The 15,907-nt window shown below is 63.9% G+C and carries 17 protein-coding genes; 3 read left to right on the top strand and 14 right to left on the bottom strand.

The window, feature by feature from the left end; translation table 11 throughout:
* Nucleotides 1-130: 130 nt before the first annotated feature.
* The 9 genes from Q0139_RS12345 to Q0139_RS12385 form a co-directional block, all read right to left on the bottom strand.
* Nucleotides 131-1,045: a crotonase/enoyl-CoA hydratase family protein gene (locus Q0139_RS12345; RefSeq protein ID WP_298022356.1), complete on the bottom strand. Its 915-nt coding sequence runs from the start codon at nucleotides 1,043-1,045 to the stop codon at nucleotides 131-133.
* Nucleotides 1,046-1,150: 105 nt separating this feature from the next.
* Nucleotides 1,151-1,480 (bottom strand): GIY-YIG nuclease family protein, encoded by a 330-nt coding sequence (locus Q0139_RS12350; RefSeq protein ID WP_298022358.1) that lies wholly within the window; start codon nucleotides 1,478-1,480, stop codon nucleotides 1,151-1,153.
* Between the two features lie 66 nt (nucleotides 1,481-1,546).
* Nucleotides 1,547-3,460, bottom strand: coding sequence for an acetyl/propionyl/methylcrotonyl-CoA carboxylase subunit alpha (locus Q0139_RS12355; protein WP_298022361.1), 1,914 nt, complete (start codon nucleotides 3,458-3,460; stop codon nucleotides 1,547-1,549).
* Complete coding sequence (locus Q0139_RS12360; RefSeq protein WP_367180751.1) at nucleotides 3,457-3,900, bottom strand: endonuclease domain-containing protein; 444 nt, start codon at nucleotides 3,898-3,900, stop codon at nucleotides 3,457-3,459. The genes Q0139_RS12355 and Q0139_RS12360 overlap by 4 nt, the downstream gene beginning before the upstream one ends.
* A gap of 76 nt (nucleotides 3,901-3,976) precedes the next feature.
* The gene (locus Q0139_RS12365) at nucleotides 3,977-5,581 is read right to left on the bottom strand and encodes a carboxyl transferase domain-containing protein (RefSeq protein WP_298022365.1); all 1,605 of its coding nucleotides are present in this window, start codon (nucleotides 5,579-5,581) and stop codon (nucleotides 3,977-3,979) included.
* Nucleotides 5,578-5,850, bottom strand: a complete 273-nt coding sequence (locus tag Q0139_RS12370) for a hypothetical protein (protein WP_298022367.1) — start codon at nucleotides 5,848-5,850, stop codon at nucleotides 5,578-5,580. The genes Q0139_RS12365 and Q0139_RS12370 overlap by 4 nt, the downstream gene beginning before the upstream one ends.
* A complete protein-coding gene (locus Q0139_RS12375) occupies nucleotides 5,847-6,236 on the bottom strand; it encodes a DUF1801 domain-containing protein (RefSeq protein ID WP_298022370.1) in 390 nt (129 codons plus the stop codon). Before Q0139_RS12375 ends, Q0139_RS12370 begins: the two co-directional genes overlap by 4 nt.
* Before the next feature lie 95 nt (nucleotides 6,237-6,331).
* A complete protein-coding gene (locus Q0139_RS12380) occupies nucleotides 6,332-6,883 on the bottom strand; it encodes a hypothetical protein (protein WP_298022372.1) in 552 nt (183 codons plus the stop codon).
* Entirely contained in the window at nucleotides 6,880-8,043 is a 1,164-nt protein-coding gene (locus Q0139_RS12385; protein WP_298022375.1) for an isovaleryl-CoA dehydrogenase, read from the bottom strand. Before Q0139_RS12385 ends, Q0139_RS12380 begins: the two co-directional genes overlap by 4 nt.
* Before the next feature lie 123 nt (nucleotides 8,044-8,166).
* Between Q0139_RS12385 and Q0139_RS12390 the strand changes: the two genes are divergently transcribed.
* On the top strand, nucleotides 8,167-9,039 hold the full coding sequence (locus tag Q0139_RS12390; protein WP_298022377.1) for a hypothetical protein: 873 nt from the start codon (nucleotides 8,167-8,169) through the stop codon (nucleotides 9,037-9,039).
* On the opposite strand, the gene Q0139_RS12395 is transcribed toward Q0139_RS12390, so the two are convergent.
* Entirely contained in the window at nucleotides 9,036-10,391 is a 1,356-nt protein-coding gene (locus Q0139_RS12395) for a GntP family permease (protein WP_298022380.1), read from the bottom strand. The two genes, Q0139_RS12390 and Q0139_RS12395, sit on opposite strands and share 4 nt — an antisense overlap.
* Nucleotides 10,392-10,502: 111 nt before the next feature.
* Between Q0139_RS12395 and Q0139_RS12400 the strand changes: the two genes are divergently transcribed.
* On the top strand, nucleotides 10,503-10,733 hold the full coding sequence (locus Q0139_RS12400; protein ID WP_298022382.1) for a DUF6356 family protein: 231 nt from the start codon (nucleotides 10,503-10,505) through the stop codon (nucleotides 10,731-10,733).
* 314 nt (nucleotides 10,734-11,047) lie between these two features.
* Here the strand turns inward: Q0139_RS12400 and Q0139_RS12405 are convergent, their stop codons facing one another.
* A complete protein-coding gene (locus tag Q0139_RS12405) occupies nucleotides 11,048-11,938 on the bottom strand; it encodes a CoA ester lyase (RefSeq protein ID WP_298022385.1) in 891 nt (296 codons plus the stop codon).
* Nucleotides 11,935-12,390 carry a MaoC family dehydratase gene (locus Q0139_RS12410; RefSeq protein ID WP_298022386.1) on the bottom strand — a complete coding sequence of 152 codons (456 nt, stop codon included), beginning with the start codon at nucleotides 12,388-12,390 and terminating at the stop codon, nucleotides 11,935-11,937. The genes Q0139_RS12405 and Q0139_RS12410 overlap by 4 nt, the downstream gene beginning before the upstream one ends.
* A gap of 138 nt (nucleotides 12,391-12,528) precedes the next feature.
* On the opposite strand from Q0139_RS12410, the gene Q0139_RS12415 reads away from it, so the two are divergent.
* Nucleotides 12,529-13,329, top strand: a complete 801-nt coding sequence (locus tag Q0139_RS12415; RefSeq protein WP_298022389.1) for an enoyl-CoA hydratase/isomerase family protein — start codon at nucleotides 12,529-12,531, stop codon at nucleotides 13,327-13,329.
* Here the strand turns inward: Q0139_RS12415 and Q0139_RS12420 are convergent, their stop codons facing one another.
* Nucleotides 13,330-14,307 carry an aldo/keto reductase gene (locus tag Q0139_RS12420; protein ID WP_298022391.1) on the bottom strand — a complete coding sequence of 326 codons (978 nt, stop codon included), beginning with the start codon at nucleotides 14,305-14,307 and terminating at the stop codon, nucleotides 13,330-13,332.
* A gap of 154 nt (nucleotides 14,308-14,461) precedes the next feature.
* Nucleotides 14,462-15,715, bottom strand: coding sequence for an acetyl-CoA C-acetyltransferase (locus Q0139_RS12425; RefSeq protein ID WP_298022394.1), 1,254 nt, complete (start codon nucleotides 15,713-15,715; stop codon nucleotides 14,462-14,464).
* Nucleotides 15,716-15,907 lie beyond the last annotated feature (192 nt).

The following is a 15,907-nucleotide window of genomic DNA, read 5'->3' on the forward strand; positions in this document are numbered from 1 at the left end:
GAGCGTAGCGAACTTAGAACGAGCTGGGTGAGGGGATCGCACCTGTCGATACCGCAGAACCCCTCATCCAAGTTCGACTAGCTCGCTGCGCTCGCAAGTCTCCCTATCCTTCTCCCGATGGGAGAAGGCTTCACGCCTTGTCTCTTGTCGCAAAATCCGGATCGTCGAACCACTGGTGCAGGTCCGGCATGTCGGACGACACCCTGTTCGGATATTCGGCCGGGCGCTTTTCGAGGAACGAGACGACGCCCTCCTTCGCGTCCTCCTGCCGGCCGCGATACCAGATCGCGCGGCTGTCCATCCGGTGCGCTTCGATCGGATGGTTCGCGCCCATCATCCGCCAGAGCATCTGCCGCGTCATCGCGATCGACACCGGCGCGCTTTCGCTCGTCAGTTCGTGCGCGAACTTGCGCGCAGCATCGATGAGCGAGCCGGGCGAATGGAGTGAGCGGACGAGGCCGCCGTCATGCGCCTCATGCGCGGAAAAGACGCGACCCGAATAGCACCAGTCGAGCGCCTGGCTGATGCCGACAAGGCGCGGGAGAAACCAGCTCGACGCCGCTTCTGGAACGATGCCGCGCCGCGCGAAGACGAAGCCGAAGCGGGCATTGTCGGACGCCATCCGGAAATCCATCGGCAGCGTCATCGTCGATCCGACGCCGACGGCCGCGCCGTTGATCGCGCCAATGACCGGCTTCTTGCAGTTGAAAATGCGCAGCGTGAGCTGCCCCCCGCCGTCGCGCGCCGCGCGGTGCGACCAGTCGATGCTGCCGTCTTCCCGCACCGGCGTGTCTCGATCGAGTCGCTTGTCGTAATCGAAGGTTTCCGCGCCCGAGGACAGATCGGCCCCGGCGCAAAAGGCGCGCTCGCCCGATCCGGTGACGATGACGGCGCGGACATCGTCGTCGGCGTCCGCCTCGTCGAAGGCGGCGATCATCTCGTGCATCATCCGCTCGGTGAACGCATTCATCTTGTCGGGGCGATGCAGGGTCAGCGTGAAGATGCCGTCGGAAATATCGGTCTGGATTTGCTGGTAGTCGGCCACGGGATTCTCCTCTCGCGGCACAGTGTCCGCGTGGTTGACGTAAAGGTCAACCTTGGAGTGGGGAGAAACGCTAGGCCGCTTTCAGATCGTCATGCTGAACTTGTTTCAGCATCCACTGGCCGACCCGGCACCACCTAATGGATCAAAGCCCAACCCGATTGCCAAATCCACCCAGTGCGGGTTCTCTGATTCGATCAGATTCATCTTCCAGGGTCGATGCCAGCGTTTGAGCTGTTTCTCTCTCGCAATGGCGGAGTTCATATCTTCGAACATCTCGAATCGCACGAGCCGCGCAATGCGGTATCTCGCTGCGTGACCCGGGATGACGCCGTGTCGATGTTCATAAAGCCGTTTCATGAGATCGGACGTCACGCCGATATACAGCGCCCCGTTGAAGTGTTTTGCCAGAATGTACACGCACGGCTGACGTTCCATCCTTAACTGGTAGCACATCGCGCGTGGACCGGTGGATGCTGAAACAAGTTCAGCATGACGGGATTGCTACTCCCCCGCCGCCTCGATCTTCGCGAGCACGGCGCCATCGGTAACCTGCCCGCCCTCTTCGGCGTCGAGCTCGGCCACCACCCCATCGAACGGCGCGGTCAGCGTATGCTCCATCTTCATCGCCTCGAGCGTCAACAGCTTGTCGCCGGCGGAAACGGTATCGCCCGCCGCGACATTCACCGCGATCACCTTGCCCGGCATCGGCGCAAGGATCGCGCCGTCGCCGGCAGCGCCAGCGCCCGCAAAGCCACCATGTGGCGCCATCGAGACCAGAACGACATTGCCGCGATCGTTGACCACACAGCCGTCAGTGCCGTGATCACTGATGCTGAAGCTGCCTGCGCGGCGTGTCTCACCATCCGGCGCACCAACGATTCTAGGTTCCGCGTCGGCAAAGACACGAACGATTTCCTGAACCGGCGCGTTGAGGCGAAATCCCTTCAATCCCGTCAGCAACTGCGCCTGTTCGAACGTTTGGCCTCCGAGACCGAAGGACCAAAGGCCGCTGGCCGCAACGCTGATCCGTTCGTCACTCACTTCTCCGTCAGTCAGCTTATCACCCAGCCGCTCGATCAACCCAGTGTCGAGATCCGCCGCCCGGAACGGGGCGCAATCGAGGCATTCATAGGCGAAGCCCATATTGTTCTTGAGCGGCCAAACGAAGCTTTCTTCCAGCATCCGCAGCATCGATTCGATCGCGTGGTCGCGGCTGTCATCATGAACGATCAGCTTGGCGAGCATCGGGTCGTAATGCGGCGTGACGGTTGCGCCTTCCTCGAACCCACTGTCGAAACGGCGCCCGGCGTAACCGGCATCGATGCGGAAAACTTCGAGTCTGCCGGTCGAGGGCAGGAAACCGTTGGCCGGATTCTCGGCATAGAGCCGCGCCTCGATGGCATGGCCATTTATTGCCAGATCCTTCTGCCGCAGCGGCAGCCCCTTCCCGCTCGCGACCTTCAACTGCCATTCGACCAGATCGACACCGGTGATCATCTCGGTCACCGGATGCTCGACCTGGAGCCGCGTGTTCATCTCCATGAACCAGATGCGGTCGGCGCGCAGGCCTTCGCTGGCGTCGGCGATGAATTCGATCGTGCCCGCGCCCTCATAATCGACCGCCTTGGCGGCGCGGACGGCGGCGGCGCAGACGGCCTCGCGGGTTTCGGAGTCCATCCCCGGCGCGGGGGCTTCCTCGATCACTTTCTGGTGGCGGCGCTGGAGCGAGCAATCGCGCTCGAACAGATGGACGACATTGCCGTGGCTGTCGCCGAACACCTGCACCTCGATATGGCGCGGGCTCTCGATCCATTTTTCGAGCAGCACGATATCGTTGCCGAAACTCGCCTGCGCCTCGCGGCGGCACGATTGCAGCGCGTCGGCGAAATTCGCCGCCTCGTCGACCTTCCGCATCCCCTTGCCGCCGCCTCCCGCCACGGCCTTGATGAGGACCGGATAGCCGATCTTCTCCGCCTGCTCGGCCAGAAAATCCGCGTCCTGATTGTCGCCGAGATAGCCGGGCGTCGTCGGCACCCCGGCCTCGTCCATCAACGTCTTGGCCGCATCCTTGAGGCCCATGGCGCGGATGCTCTCGGGCTTCGGCCCGACCCAGATAAGCCCGGCATCGAGAACCGCCTGCGCAAAATCGGCATTCTCGGAAAGGAAGCCGTAGCCCGGATGGATCGCCTCGGCGCCGGTTTCCTTCGCAGCCGCGATGATCTTGTCGCCAACGAGATAGCTCTCCGCCGCCGGGCTCGGCCCGATATGCACCGCCTCATCCGCCTCGCGCACGTGCAACGCCTTGGCGTCGGCATCTGAATAGACGGCAACCGTGCGGATGCCCATCCGATGCGCGGTGCGGATGATCCGACAGGCGATCTCGCCGCGGTTGGCTATGAGGAGGGAGGTGATCACGCCATATCCTCCCCGGCACGGGGAGGGGGACCATCCGCAGGATGGTGGAGGGGCACGTACCCCTTTTGCCGAACCTTCATCTTCTCCGCCCGGTCCGAACACACCTCAACAATCCGCGACACCACAACCTCCAAATCGTCCAAAATCACCTTTGCCGGTACGCGCAACGTATCCACATGCTGTGACCGCAATGAACGCGACCGCGCCTCGTCGCGTTTCACCGCCGCTTCGCCGTCATGCGCCATACCATCGACTTCGATCGCAAGCTTCACCGCCGCACAGTAGAAATCGAGCACATACTCCCCCGCCGGATGCTGTCGCCGGAACTTGAATCCGCCGGGTCGCTGGCGCAGTGCGCGCCACAATCGGGTCTCGGGCAGGCTCATCTCGCTGCGCAGTTGGCGGGCGCGTTTAACGGTATCGCGGGGGCCGGTAATCACCGAAGGTGCCCCTCCCCCATACTTTGCATGGTCCCCCTCCCCGTTCCGGGGAGGATTTTTGGCGCAACGACCATCATCACATCCTGAACACGCCGAAGGCCGGCCGTTCGGCGATCGGTGCTTCAAGCGTCGCGCTGAACGCCAGCCCCAGCACATCCCGCGTCTGCGCCGGATCGATGATCCCATCGTCCCAGAGCCGCGCGGTGGCGTGCCAGGGATTGCCTTCGTCCTCATATTTCTGGCGAATCGGATTCTTGAAGGCTTCGGCCTCGTCCTCGCTCCAGCTGTCGGCATCGCGATGGACGGTCGCCAGCACGCTCGCCGCCTGTTCGCCGCCCATGACGCTGATCCGGCTGTTGGGCCAGGTGAAGAGGAAGCGCGGGCCGTACGCCCTCCCCGCCATGCCGTAATTGCCGGCGCCGAAGCTGCCGCCGATGAGCACGGTGATCTTTGGCACCGTCGCCGTCGCCACCGCGGTCACCAGCTTGGCGCCGTGCTTGGCGATTCCCTCGGCCTCGTACTTCCCGCCGACCATGAAGCCCGAGATGTTCTGGAGGAACAGCAGCGGAATCCGGCGCTGGCAGGCGAGCTCGATGAAATGTGCGCCCTTCACCGCGCTCTCGGAGAACAGAACGCCATTATTGGCGAGGATCGCCACCGGCATCCCCCAGACATGCGCGAAGCCGCAGACCAGCGAGCTGCCATAAAGCGACTTGAACTCATGAAACTCGCTGCCGTCAACGATCCGCGCGATCACCTCGTGCACATCATAAGGCGCGCGGACATCCTGCGGGATGATGCCGTAGAGTTCTTCGGGATCGAATTTCGGCGGACGCGGCTCGATGCGTTTGACACCGGGATCGTGCGGCGCGTTCAGCGTCGAGACGATATCGCGGACGATCGTCAGCGCGTGCTCGTCATTCTCGGCGACGTGATCGACGACGCCGGACTTGCGGCCGTGAAGATCGCCGCCGCCCAGATCCTCAGCTGATATCTCCTCGCCCGTCGCGGCCTTCACCAGCGGCGGCCCGGCGAGGAAGATCGTGCCCTGGTTGCGCACGATCACCGTCTCGTCCGACATCGCCGGGACATAGGCGCCGCCCGCCGTGCAACTGCCCATTACGCAGGCGATCTGCGGGATGCCGAGCGCGCTCATATTCGCCTGATTGAAGAAGATGCGCCCGAAATGCTCGCGGTCGGGAAACACCTCGGCCTGATGCGGCAGGTTCGCGCCGCCCGAATCGACGAGATAGATGCACGGCAGCCGGTTCTCCTGCGCGATTTCCTGTGCGCGCAGATGCTTCTTCACCGTCATCGGGTAGTAGGTGCCGCCTTTGACGGTCGCATCGTTGCACACGATCATGCACTGGCGCCCCGAGACGCGGCCGATCCCGGCAATCATCCCGGCGCCGGGGATATCGTCCTCGCCATACATGTCGCAGGCCGCGAGCTGGCCGATTTCAAGGAAGGGCGAGCCCGGATCCAGCAACCGCTCGACGCGGTCGCGCGGGAGCAGCTTGCCGCGCGAAACGTGGCGCTCGCGCGAACGCTCCGATCCGCCCAGCGCAGCCGTCGCGACATCGGCGCGAAGCCGTTCGACGAGCGCGCGATTGTGCGCAACATTGGCGCGGAAATCCTCGCCCGCCGTGTCGATCGTGCTGGTAAGCGTCGGTGCCGTCATGCGGCGGTCTCCTGCGGATCCTCATGCGCGATCAGGTAGCGATAGACGCCGATACAGTTGATGGCGAGGAGGATGATATTCTGCAGCCCGATCGCGATCCCTTCATTGGCGGCAAAGCCCCAGATGACCAGCGCGATCGAACTTGTGACGAAGATGATGAAGCCATAGCCCGTCTTCTGCGCGCCGAGGTTGAGCGAGACGATCAGCGCAGCGAGCGCCCCCGCGCCCGCGCCATACCATTGCAGGACGGATAGCAGGGTGTCGTTCATGTCGTCGCCTCGATCCAGCGGGAGAACAGAGAACGGAGTGGTTCGCGTTGTCCTTCGATTGCCGACGCATCGGCGAACTGGATCACGCCGCGATCGGATGAGGGCCATTTTGCAAGGCCGTCCACGTCATCGAAATGGAAGTTATCGTCCGGTTTCGACTTGGCGCCGCGATGTAACACGACACGCACGCCGCCCTTGCGCTCGACGCCCAAGGTGATCCGGTCCTCGTCGCCGATGGCGAAGCTCGGCGCGTTCCACTTGATCCGCTCGACCAGATCGGGATGGGCGGCGCCGGCAAGTTCGCGCAGCAGGTTCAGCGCCGCGCGCGTTTCATTCGACTGCGCGGCGAGATAGAAATCGACCGACGGGTCCGGTTGGGAATTCACTTCAGGCAGCCTGTTGCAGCGAATGCCCGACCAGCAATTGCACGAAATTCCGCGCCTTTTGTACCAAGCTTACCATCAAGAGTCGGGACGGTCATTTAAATGCCAACCCTCTTGGCCAGAATTTCTCGATCGCGTTCCCACATCTCTTTTATCCTTTCGGCCTGCATTACAACGCCAGTATCTTCGTCATTCAGGCCAATTTCGAGAAACGACCAGCCATCTTCAATTTCCAACTCGCCGGCCATGTAGAGCCCGTCCAAAACACACATCGTCCAAGCTCTGGTGTTTGCATTCTGACTCGCCATCAATTCATCAAAGTGTTCGAGTACCGGCGAATTTGAAATCGAGCGCAACAGCTCGATGGCGTGAGAAGCCACCTCAGAGTCCGGATCTGAACGAAAAATTTCCAAACATCGTTCAGTTGCACTGCTCGGCCTCAGCATACGAAGCACGGACCGAGCCACCTCTCGCCCTGGTTCGTGTGAAAGGTAGAAATCAACGGCTCCGACTGCCAAATTCTCGCCAATGATCAAATTAAGCGCTCGGGCGGCAACGTTACCCCCTCCTCTTTCCGACCAGCCCCCATCTGTGAAAGAAATCGTATCGAGCTTGCGGGCAAGTGCTCGCCAATCGACACTTTCGCTCATGCTGCCCCCACGAGTTCGCGGCCGATCAGCATCCGGCGGATCTCGTTGGTCCCGGCACCGATATCGAGCAGCTTTGCGTCGCGGGCGTAGCGTTCGACGGGCCAGTCCTTGGTATAGCCCGCACCGCCGAGTGCCTGGATCGCCTCGAGCGACACTTTCACGGCATTCTCGCTGGCGAGCAGGATCGCCCCGGCGGCGTCGAAGCGCGTCGTTTGGCCCGCATCGCAGGCTTTCGCCACCGCATAGACGTAGGCGCGCGCCGAGTTGAGCGCGGTGTACATGTCGGCGACCTTGGCCTGCATCAGCTGGAAGGTGCCGATCGGCTGGCCGAACTGCTTGCGCTCGCGCACATAGGGCAGGACGCAGTCGAGACAGGCCTGCATGATGCCAAGCTGGATTCCCGAGAGCACGACGCGCTCATAATCGAGGCCGGACATCAGCACCCCGACCCCACCATTGGTCGGCCCCATGATGTTTTCTTCGGGCACCTCGCAATCGTCGAAGACGAGCTCGGCGGTGGGAGACCCACGCATCCCCATCTTGTCGATCTTTTGGCCGATCGAGAAGCCGGGCATGTCCTTTTCGATCAGGAACGCCGTGATCCCGCGCGACCCGGCATCGCTGTCGGTCTTCGCATAGACGACGAGGGTGTCGGCATAGGCGGCGTTGGTGATCCAGAACTTCGTGCCATTAAGGATATAGCCGCCCTGCACGCCTTCGGCCTTCAGCTTCATCGAAACCACGTCGGACCCCGCGCTCGCCTCGGACATGGCGAGGCTGCCGACATGCTCACCGCTGATCAGCCTGGGCAGGTATTTCGCCTTCTGCTCGTCATTGCCCCAGCGGCGGATCTGGTTGACGCACAGATTGCTGTGCGCGCCGTAGGAGAGCCCGACTGAGGCGCTCGCACGGCTGACTTCCTCGACCGCGACGACATGTTCGAGATAGCCGAGACCGAGGCCGCCATATTCCTCCTCGACCGTGATCCCGTGCAGCCCCAGCTCGCCCATTTGCGGCCAGAGGTCCTGCGGAAACTCATCCTTCTCATCGATCTCGGCGGCGCGCGGCGCGATCTGCTCGCTTGCGAACCGCATCGTCGTTTCGCGGATCATGTCGGCGGTCTCGCCGAGCTGGAAATCGAGGGCGGGGGCGGTCGTCATCGGGTTGGCATCTCCTTGGAACGATGGTGCCCTAGCAGGGAGGGGAACGCATCGGAAGAGCACGGCGCACGCAGATTTACGCCCCTCCTCCAAGGCGCTATGATCGGTGAAGGGGACAGGCCTATGCGGACCGGATTCTGGGCGATGGCAGCCGTTGCACTTGCGGCGCTGGATGCCGCGCCCGCCGCTTCCCATTTTATCGTCACCGCTTCGGACGGTCCGCGGGCCGTACGGAACTATCCGCGCGGGATGCGCTTGACGGGCGACGAGACGATCCGGCTGCGGCGTAACGAAAGCATCACCATCTTGACCGGCGATGGCATGCGCCGGTTTCGCGGGCCGGGCCGCGTCTCACTCGCCGATGCACGGCAGCTCAGCGGCCGGTTCCTGCTCGCCGAACGCGAAACGGAACAACCCCGTGCGGCCGTCGCGCGCATGGAAATGTGGCCGCCCGCGCCCGACATGTTGCGCCCCTTCGCCCCGCTCTGGAACGTCGAGCTTGGCGAGAGCGCGCGGATCTGCCTGTTCTCCGAAGACATGCTGGTGACCAGCGTACCGCGCGGCAACTGGCAGGAGGCCGAGTCAATCCAATTCCGCCGCTTGCGCGATCGCGAGACGCGGCATTTCTCCTACGACGCCGATTTCGCCCAGCTGCATGCGGGCGACCGCTGGCTGCAAGGCTGGCCGGTCGGAATGACGATCGAACCCGGCGACCGGTTCGAGATCCGGGCGTTCGACGCGCATCGCGCCGGGATCGGAGAACCCGTTACGATCGAATTCGTGCCGCTCGACATCGTGCCGTTCGAACATGTCGATCCGGCGCTGGAGCGCTTTCCCTTCGTCGAGCAGGTGCTGGAACGGTACCGGCTTCTGGAAACCGAACTGGCGGACAAGGGGTGCAGCGGCCAGCTGGCTGCGGCCCGCCAGGCGATCGCGCGATATGAAGGCGAACTGGCCGAGGCCGTGGAATCGGCCGAAACGGAAAGCCCCGACTAGAAAATCGCAAAGAGCGCCAGCGCGACGACTAGGCCGACGCCCGGCACGATCACCGTCAGCGCGCCGACCGGGCCATAGGCATCCTTGTGCGTCTCGCCGCAGATGGCGCGGATCGTCGTCACGACATAGCCATTGTGCGGCAGGCTATCGAGCGCGCCCGAGGCGATGGCGACGGTGCGGTGCAACTCGCCCGGGTCGGCCCCCGCGCCCAGATAGTGCGGCGCGATCAGCGGAAGTGCGATCGACTGGCCGCCCGAGGCCGAACCGGTCAGTCCCGCAATCACCGTCACCGCGATGGCGGCGCCGATCAACGGATCGCCAGGCAGGTTCTGCACGATATCGAGCGCCTCCCGAAACGCCGGCGACAAGGCCGCGACCGCGCCGAAGCCGACAACGGCGCAGGTGTTGGTGATCGCGACGACCGCTCCCGTCGCGCCGCGCGAAAAGGCCTCCGGCATCGCCCGCCGGCTCGCCCAGCCGACGAGCAGCGCAATGATCGTGCCGGCACCGAGCGCCGCGACGAGTGCCCATTTGTCGAGCGAGGCTTCGGGCAGGATCGCCGAGAGCGCGCCCAATTGCTGCGGATATTGGAAGATCATGAACACGCCGAGCACGGCGACGAGCGGCAGCAGGCAGAGCAGCGGGTTGGGCAGCACCCTCCCCTCCTCGATGACCTCGTCGCCCTCGCGCCCGTGGAAGCTCTCGCCGCGCGAGACCGCCCGTTTCACCATCCATTGCAGCCAGATATAGCCCGTCACCGCCATCAGGATCGCGACGACAAGGCTCACTTGCCATCCGGCATAGGCGGTGGTCCCGAGATACTGCATCGGGATGAGGTTCTGGATTTCGGGGCTGCCCGCGCTCGTCATCGTGAAGGTGACCGAGCCGAAGCAGAGCGCCGCCGGGATGAACCGGCGCGGCAGGTTTGCCTCGCGATACAGGCTGACGGCGAGCGGATAGACGCTGAAGGCGACGATGAAGACGCTGACGCCGCCATAGGTCAGCACGGCGCAGGCCGCGACGACCGCGAGCACGGCGTGGCGGATGCCGAACTTCTCGACGATCCAGTGCGCGACGCTCGCCGCCGCGCCGCTCGCGCCCATGACCTCGCCGAAAATCGCGCCCAGCAGGAACATGAAGAACCAGTCGGCGAAGAAGCCGGTAAAGCCCGCCATATAGCTCGTCGCGAAATGGGGCGCGCCTTCGACAGCGAGCGGCGGCAACCAGGCAAGCCCGCTCGTCAGCGCCACGATCGCGGCGGCGACCGGACCGGCGATCAGGATGTTCACGCCGCGCACGGTCATCCAGATCAACAGGGCAAGTGCGCCGATAAGGCCGATCGCGCTGATCATGAAGCTTCCCTCCCAAAGCCGGTTTCGCACGCTTTAGACCGAAGGGCCGTGCCTTTTCCATGGCGGCGGGTTAGAAGCCTGGGCGTTATCCAAGCTTGCAGGACATGACCGATGCCCAATCCGCTGACCAGCCATCTTCAAGAAGTCGACGAGAATTATGGCGAGCATTTCGTCGCCGCGTCAGGCTTCGGGCTGCGGATGATCGGCGCCGGTCTGCTCTGCGTGATCCACGGCCTGTTACCCTTCGCCTTCAAGCGGACGGCGAGCGATACGGTCCTGGCGCTGCACGACGAAATGGTCGTGAAGCGGCGCAAGGCCTATGCCGAAGACTGGGTGATCTGAGCCCCGGCCCCGAAAAATGCATTTGCCGTCGAACGTGTGACTCCGGTCACAAACGCCGTCCCCGATTCGCCGCATAAGGACCTCAGGCGGCAGGCAACTCCCAAAGCAGCCGCTCCAGGCCATCATGGCGAACCCGGTTTTATGCGACCCGACCGGCCAGCCATGATGGCCTTACTTTGTTGGAACTTCGCTTTCGCGAGGTCGCCGCACCAGCCCGCACCCCCTCCCGACCTCCCATTCAGGATATACTCGTGGGAGGTCGGGAGGGGGTGCGGGCTGGTGCGGCGCTCGACCGTCAGGTCGAGTCTGACGATTTACCCGACAAAGGCCTCGTGCACGGCGATCGTCCGCTTCGCACCCTTCAGATGCGGGACGTCGTACATCTTGCCGTCGATCCCGACGGTGCCCGCACCGGGTTCCGCCTTGAACGCGGCGACGATTTTCCGGGCCTCCTCGACCTCGTCGAGGCCCGGCATGAAGCTCTCGTTGACCGGTCCGACCTGGGCGGGGTGGATGCAGAGGCGACCCGAAAAGCCCTCCGCCCGCGCGGCACGGCTCGTCGCGCGCAGCCCATCCTCGTCGCGGAAATCGGCGTGCAGCGTTTCGATGGCCGGGACGCCCGCCGCATGTGCGGCCATCAGCGTCATCGACCGCACCATCTTGTAGGTGAAGAGCCATTCGCCATCGGGCCCGCGATTGCCGGTCGCGCCGAGTGCGGCGGCCAGGTCTTCGGCACCCCATGTCAGCCCCGCCAGCCTGTCGAGCCGTGCGTCGGCAAAGGTGCCAAGCTTGAAGGGTGCGGCCGCCGTCTCGGTTGCAATGGGAAGGATGCCGGCGCGGATCGGCTCGTCGCGGTGACGGCTCTCATGAATATCGATCAGCTCGGACAATTTCCTGACGTCCGCCGCTCCCTCGGGCTTGGGATGGACGATACCATCGGGCGAGAACGGCATGACGGCGGTCAGGTCTTCCTCGGTCATATGCGTATCGAGCGGATTGACCCGGACCCAGAGCTGCGGCCCGCGCTTGCTCGGCGGGCGTTCGGCGAGAAAGGCCGCAGTGGTCTCGCGCGCCGCTTCCTTGTAGGCGGGCGCGACGGCATCCTCCAGATCGATGATCACGGCATCGGCGCCGCTCTCGTCGGCCTTGGCCAGCTTCCTGTCGCTGTCGCCGGGAATGAAGAGAAACGATCGAACCGGTCTCATTCGACGGGCCTCTTATGCTGCAGCCCTGTTCGCTTGCACGAAGCGACAAGCGTTCCGTCCTGATTGTAGGCGCGGTGGATGAAGGTGACGATTCCGGCGGTCGGCCGCGACTTACTCTCGCGCAGTTCGGCGACCTCGGTTTCGATCGAAAGCGTATCGCCCACAAAGACCGGCGCCGGAAAGCGCACCTCGTCCCAACCCAGATTCGCGACCGCCGTGCCGAGCGTCGTATCGCCGACCGACACACCGACCATCAGGCCGAGCGTGAAGGTCGAATTGACGAGCACGCGGCCGTAATCGGTGCCCTTCATATATTCGGCGTCGAGATGGAGTTGTGCCGGATTGTGCGTCAGCGTCGTGAAGAGGACGTTGTCGGTTTCGGTCACCGTCCGCTTGATATCGTGTTTGAAGACTTGCCCGACCTCGAGCTCGTCGAACCAGATGCCTGCCATATTGGCCCCATTGTTCGTTTCGGATCGCGCACGGGTCTAGTGCCCCCCGCCCCGCATTTCCAGCATCGCCATGCGCCGCGTTGACATGCCGTGGCGTGTCGCCGACGAAAAACGGATTCAATGCAGGAGAGCGTAGCGATGCCGGACCAGCCCATCACGATCGAACGCCGCGAGGCGATCGAGATCGTATCCCTCAACCGGCCGGATCGGCTCAACGCGATGAACGCAGCGCTGATCGGCGCGCTGAAGGATTATTTCGAGGCACTGCATGAACGGCCCGAGATTCGCGTGGTCTTGTTGCGCGGCGAAGGGCGGGCCTTCTGTGCGGGACTCGACATGACGGACGGCGCCTGGCCGCGCGGCGATGAGGGCCGCGTCCATCGCGGATGGAAGACGCAGCGATCGATCGCCACGGTGATGCAGCTGATGCGTTCCTGCCCGCAACCGGTCATCGCGCTGGGCCACGGGCCGGCCTGTGGCGGCGGATTTTCGCTGCTGCTGTCCTCGGACGTACGCTATGCGGCGCCCGACATCCGGATGAACGCCGCCTATATCAAGATCGGCCTTGGCGGCTGCGACATGGGATCGAGCTATTTCCTGCCGCGGCTGGTCGGCGCTTCTGTGGCGTCGGAATATTTGCTCAGCGGAAAATTCATGACCGCCGGCAAGGCGCTCGCCTGCGGGCTCGTCAGTGAGATCGTCGAGCCCGGCGCGCTGCTCGATCGCGGCATGGCCTTGGCGGAAGAGATGCTGCTCACCGCGCCGATGGGGCTGCGGATGACCAAGGACGCGATCAACCGCAATATCGACGCGAACGGCCTTGCCGAAGCGATGGCCATCGAGGATCGGCAGCAGGTAATGCTGGCGATGACCGAGGATCATGGCGAGGCCGTCAGCGCGTTCCTCGAAAAGCGGACGCCCCGGTTCGGAGACCGGTGATCAGCCGTGCCCTGCGATCGCGTGTGGCCGGTACGGCTCCTCGAGCCGCTTCATTTCCTCGTCCGTCAGCTCGATATCGAGCGAGGCGAGCGCATCGTCGAGGTGGCGCATCTTCGTTGCGCCGACGATCGGGGCGGTGATGCCGGGCTTGGCATGGTGCCAGGCGAGCGCGATCTGCGCGCGCGAGACGCCACGTTCCTTCGCCACCGCGCCGACCGCCTCTACGATCCGCCGGTCGCTGTCATCAAGATAGAGTGTGCTGCCGAACTGGTCGGTCTCCGAGCGTTCGGTATCGGTATCCCATTCGCGCGCCAGCCGCCCGCGGGCAAGCGGGCTCCACGGGATGACGCCGATGCCCTGATCGCGGCATAGCGGGATCATCTCGCGCTCTTCCTCGCGGTACAGCAGGTTGACGTGGTTCTGCATCGAGGCGAACCGCGTGAAGCCGTGCAGATCGGCAAGGTAGAGCAGCTTGGCGAACTGCCAGGCATACATCGACGAGGCGCCGATATAGCGCGCCTTGCCCTGGCTCACGACGTCGTCGAGCGCTTCGAGAATCTCCTCCATCGGCACATAGGGATCGAGCCGGTGGATCTGGTAGAGATCGACATAGTCCATCTGCAGCCGATCGAGGCTGTTGTCGATTTCCTGCAGGATCGCCTTGCGCGACAGACCCCGCTGGTTCGGCCCCGGCCCCATCGCGCCGTGCACCTTGGTGGCAATGACGAGCGAATCGCGATCCGCACCGAGATCCTTCATCGCGCGGCCGAGAAATTCCTCAGACGTGCCCGCCGAATAGACGTTGGCGGTATCGAAGAAGTTGATCCCCGCCGCTAGCGCGCGTTCGTAGAAGGGGCGGCTCGCCTTCTCGTCGAGCGCCCAAGGATGGTTGCCCTTGTCGCCTTCGGCATAGGTCATCGTGCCAAGGCAGATGGGCGAGACGCGGAGCCCCGATTTGCCGAGTTGGACGTATTTCATGGGGCGCTCCTTTCAATTCGATCCTCCCCGGAACGGGGAGGTGTCAGCCCGCAGGGCTGACGGAGGGGGCTCTGTCGCAATGCGCGGCGCGTGCGGCCGGCCCCCTCCACCGCCTTCGGCGGTCCCCCTCCCCGTACCGGGGAGGATCCGTCGTCTACACCCGCTCGATGATGATCGCGGGCGCCATGCCACCGGCGGCACACATAGTGACGAGGCCGCGTTTCAAATCCTGCCGCTCCAGCTCGTCGAGGATCGTGCCGATCAGCATCGAACCGGTCGCACCGATCGGATGGCCGAGCGCGATCGCGCCGCCGTTGACGTTCACCTTCTCGCGATCGAGATCGAGGTCGCGGATGAACTTCTCAGCGACGACGGCGAAAGCCTCGTTGATCTCCCACAGGTCGATATCGTCCTTGGTGAGGCCCGCCTTTTCGAGCACCTTCTTCGCCGCCGGTACCGGCGCGTTGAGCATCAGCGTCGGATCGTCGCCCATGTTCGCGGTGGCGACGATGCGCGCCCGCGGCTTGAGGCCGTGCTTGTCGGCATAATCCTTCGACGCGATCAGCACCGCGGCGGCGCCGTCGACCACGCCCGAGCTGTTACCCGCATGGTGGACATGCTTGATCTCGAGATCGGGATATTTCTGGTTGATCAGCTTGCGGAAGGTCGTGCCGTCCTGATCGAGCGGCAGATCGGCGATCTTGGCGAAGCTCGGTTCGAGCTGGGCGAGGCCCTCGGCAGTCGTCTGCGGCCGGGGAAATTCCTCATGATCGAGCACGGCATTGCCCTCGGCATCGACGACGGGAACCAGGCTCTTGTCGAACCGGCCCTCTTCGATCGCCCGCGCCGCGCGCTTCTGGCTCTCAAGGCCGAGCGCGTCGACATCCTCGCGGCTGATCCCCTCCATCGAGGCAATGGCATCGCCGCACACGCCCTGATGCGATTGCGGATGGACACTCTGCAGCCGCTCATTGCCCGATCCCATCATCGCCGGTTCGAGGCCGCCGGCCTGCTCGTCCTTGGCGCGCGTCGCGGTGTAGCTCATCATCTCGGTGCCGCCGGCAACGACGAGATCTTCCATCCCGCTCATCACCTGCGCCGCGGCGAAGTTCACGCTCGTGATGCCGCCGCCGCAGAACCGGTCGAGCGTCGTGCCGCTCGTTTTGATGTCATAGCCCGCGTCGAGCGCGGCCATCCGGCCCAAGTCGCCGCCCTGCTTGCCCTTCTGGGTGCTCGTCGACCAGATCACGTCGTCGACATCGGCGGTGTTCAGATTGTTGCGCTCGGCGATCGCCTTGAGAACGGTGGCCGCCAGATGCTGCGGATGCATATGCGCGAGCGATCCCTTGCCGACCTTGCCGATGCCGCGCGGGGTGCGGCACGCATCGATGATATAAGCCTCGGCCATCCGTGAATTCCTTTCGTCTCTTTGAAGTTGCCGTTTGCGTAAACTTAGCCGCCGGAGTCCGCAACGGGGATTTCGCCGGGATGGTCTCGCGGTCCTGCCATGGAGATGCCCCGCTGAGGCGAACCCGGGAGGCCATGCCGAATTGCCGAGCGACCTGTCGCTCTTTTTTCGGGTTGGGTATCGTCTGAGCCT

Source organism: uncultured Parasphingopyxis sp. (assembly GCF_937129435.1).
Classification (GTDB): domain Bacteria; phylum Pseudomonadota; class Alphaproteobacteria; order Sphingomonadales; family Sphingomonadaceae; genus Parasphingopyxis.

Bases quoted from the DNA above. Each gene is read 5' to 3' on its own strand.
- Q0139_RS12415 (WP_298022389.1), top strand. From the start codon at position 12,529: ATGCCGGACCAGCCCATCACGATCGAACGCCGCGAGGCGATCGAGATC.
- Q0139_RS12395 (WP_298022380.1), bottom strand. From the start codon at position 10,391: ATGATCAGCGCGATCGGCCTTATCGGCGCACTTGCCCTGTTGATCTGG.
- Q0139_RS12425 (WP_298022394.1), bottom strand. From the start codon at position 15,715: ATGGCCGAGGCTTATATCATCGATGCGTGCCGCACCCCGCGCGGCATC.
- Q0139_RS12365 (WP_298022365.1), bottom strand. From the start codon at position 5,581: ATGACGGCACCGACGCTTACCAGCACGATCGACACGGCGGGCGAGGAT.
- Q0139_RS12400 (WP_298022382.1), top strand. From the start codon at position 10,503: ATGCCCAATCCGCTGACCAGCCATCTTCAAGAAGTCGACGAGAATTAT.
- Q0139_RS12350 (WP_298022358.1), bottom strand. From the start codon at position 1,480: ATGGAACGTCAGCCGTGCGTGTACATTCTGGCAAAACACTTCAACGGG.
- Q0139_RS12410 (WP_298022386.1), bottom strand. From the start codon at position 12,390: ATGGCAGGCATCTGGTTCGACGAGCTCGAGGTCGGGCAAGTCTTCAAA.
- Q0139_RS12390 (WP_298022377.1), top strand. From the start codon at position 8,167: ATGCGGACCGGATTCTGGGCGATGGCAGCCGTTGCACTTGCGGCGCTG.
- Q0139_RS12385 (WP_298022375.1), bottom strand. From the start codon at position 8,043: ATGACGACCGCCCCCGCCCTCGATTTCCAGCTCGGCGAGACCGCCGAC.
- Q0139_RS12405 (WP_298022385.1), bottom strand. From the start codon at position 11,938: ATGAGACCGGTTCGATCGTTTCTCTTCATTCCCGGCGACAGCGACAGG.
- Q0139_RS12370 (WP_298022367.1), bottom strand. From the start codon at position 5,850: ATGAACGACACCCTGCTATCCGTCCTGCAATGGTATGGCGCGGGCGCG.
- Q0139_RS12420 (WP_298022391.1), bottom strand. From the start codon at position 14,307: ATGAAATACGTCCAACTCGGCAAATCGGGGCTCCGCGTCTCGCCCATC.
- Q0139_RS12380 (WP_298022372.1), bottom strand. From the start codon at position 6,883: ATGAGCGAAAGTGTCGATTGGCGAGCACTTGCCCGCAAGCTCGATACG.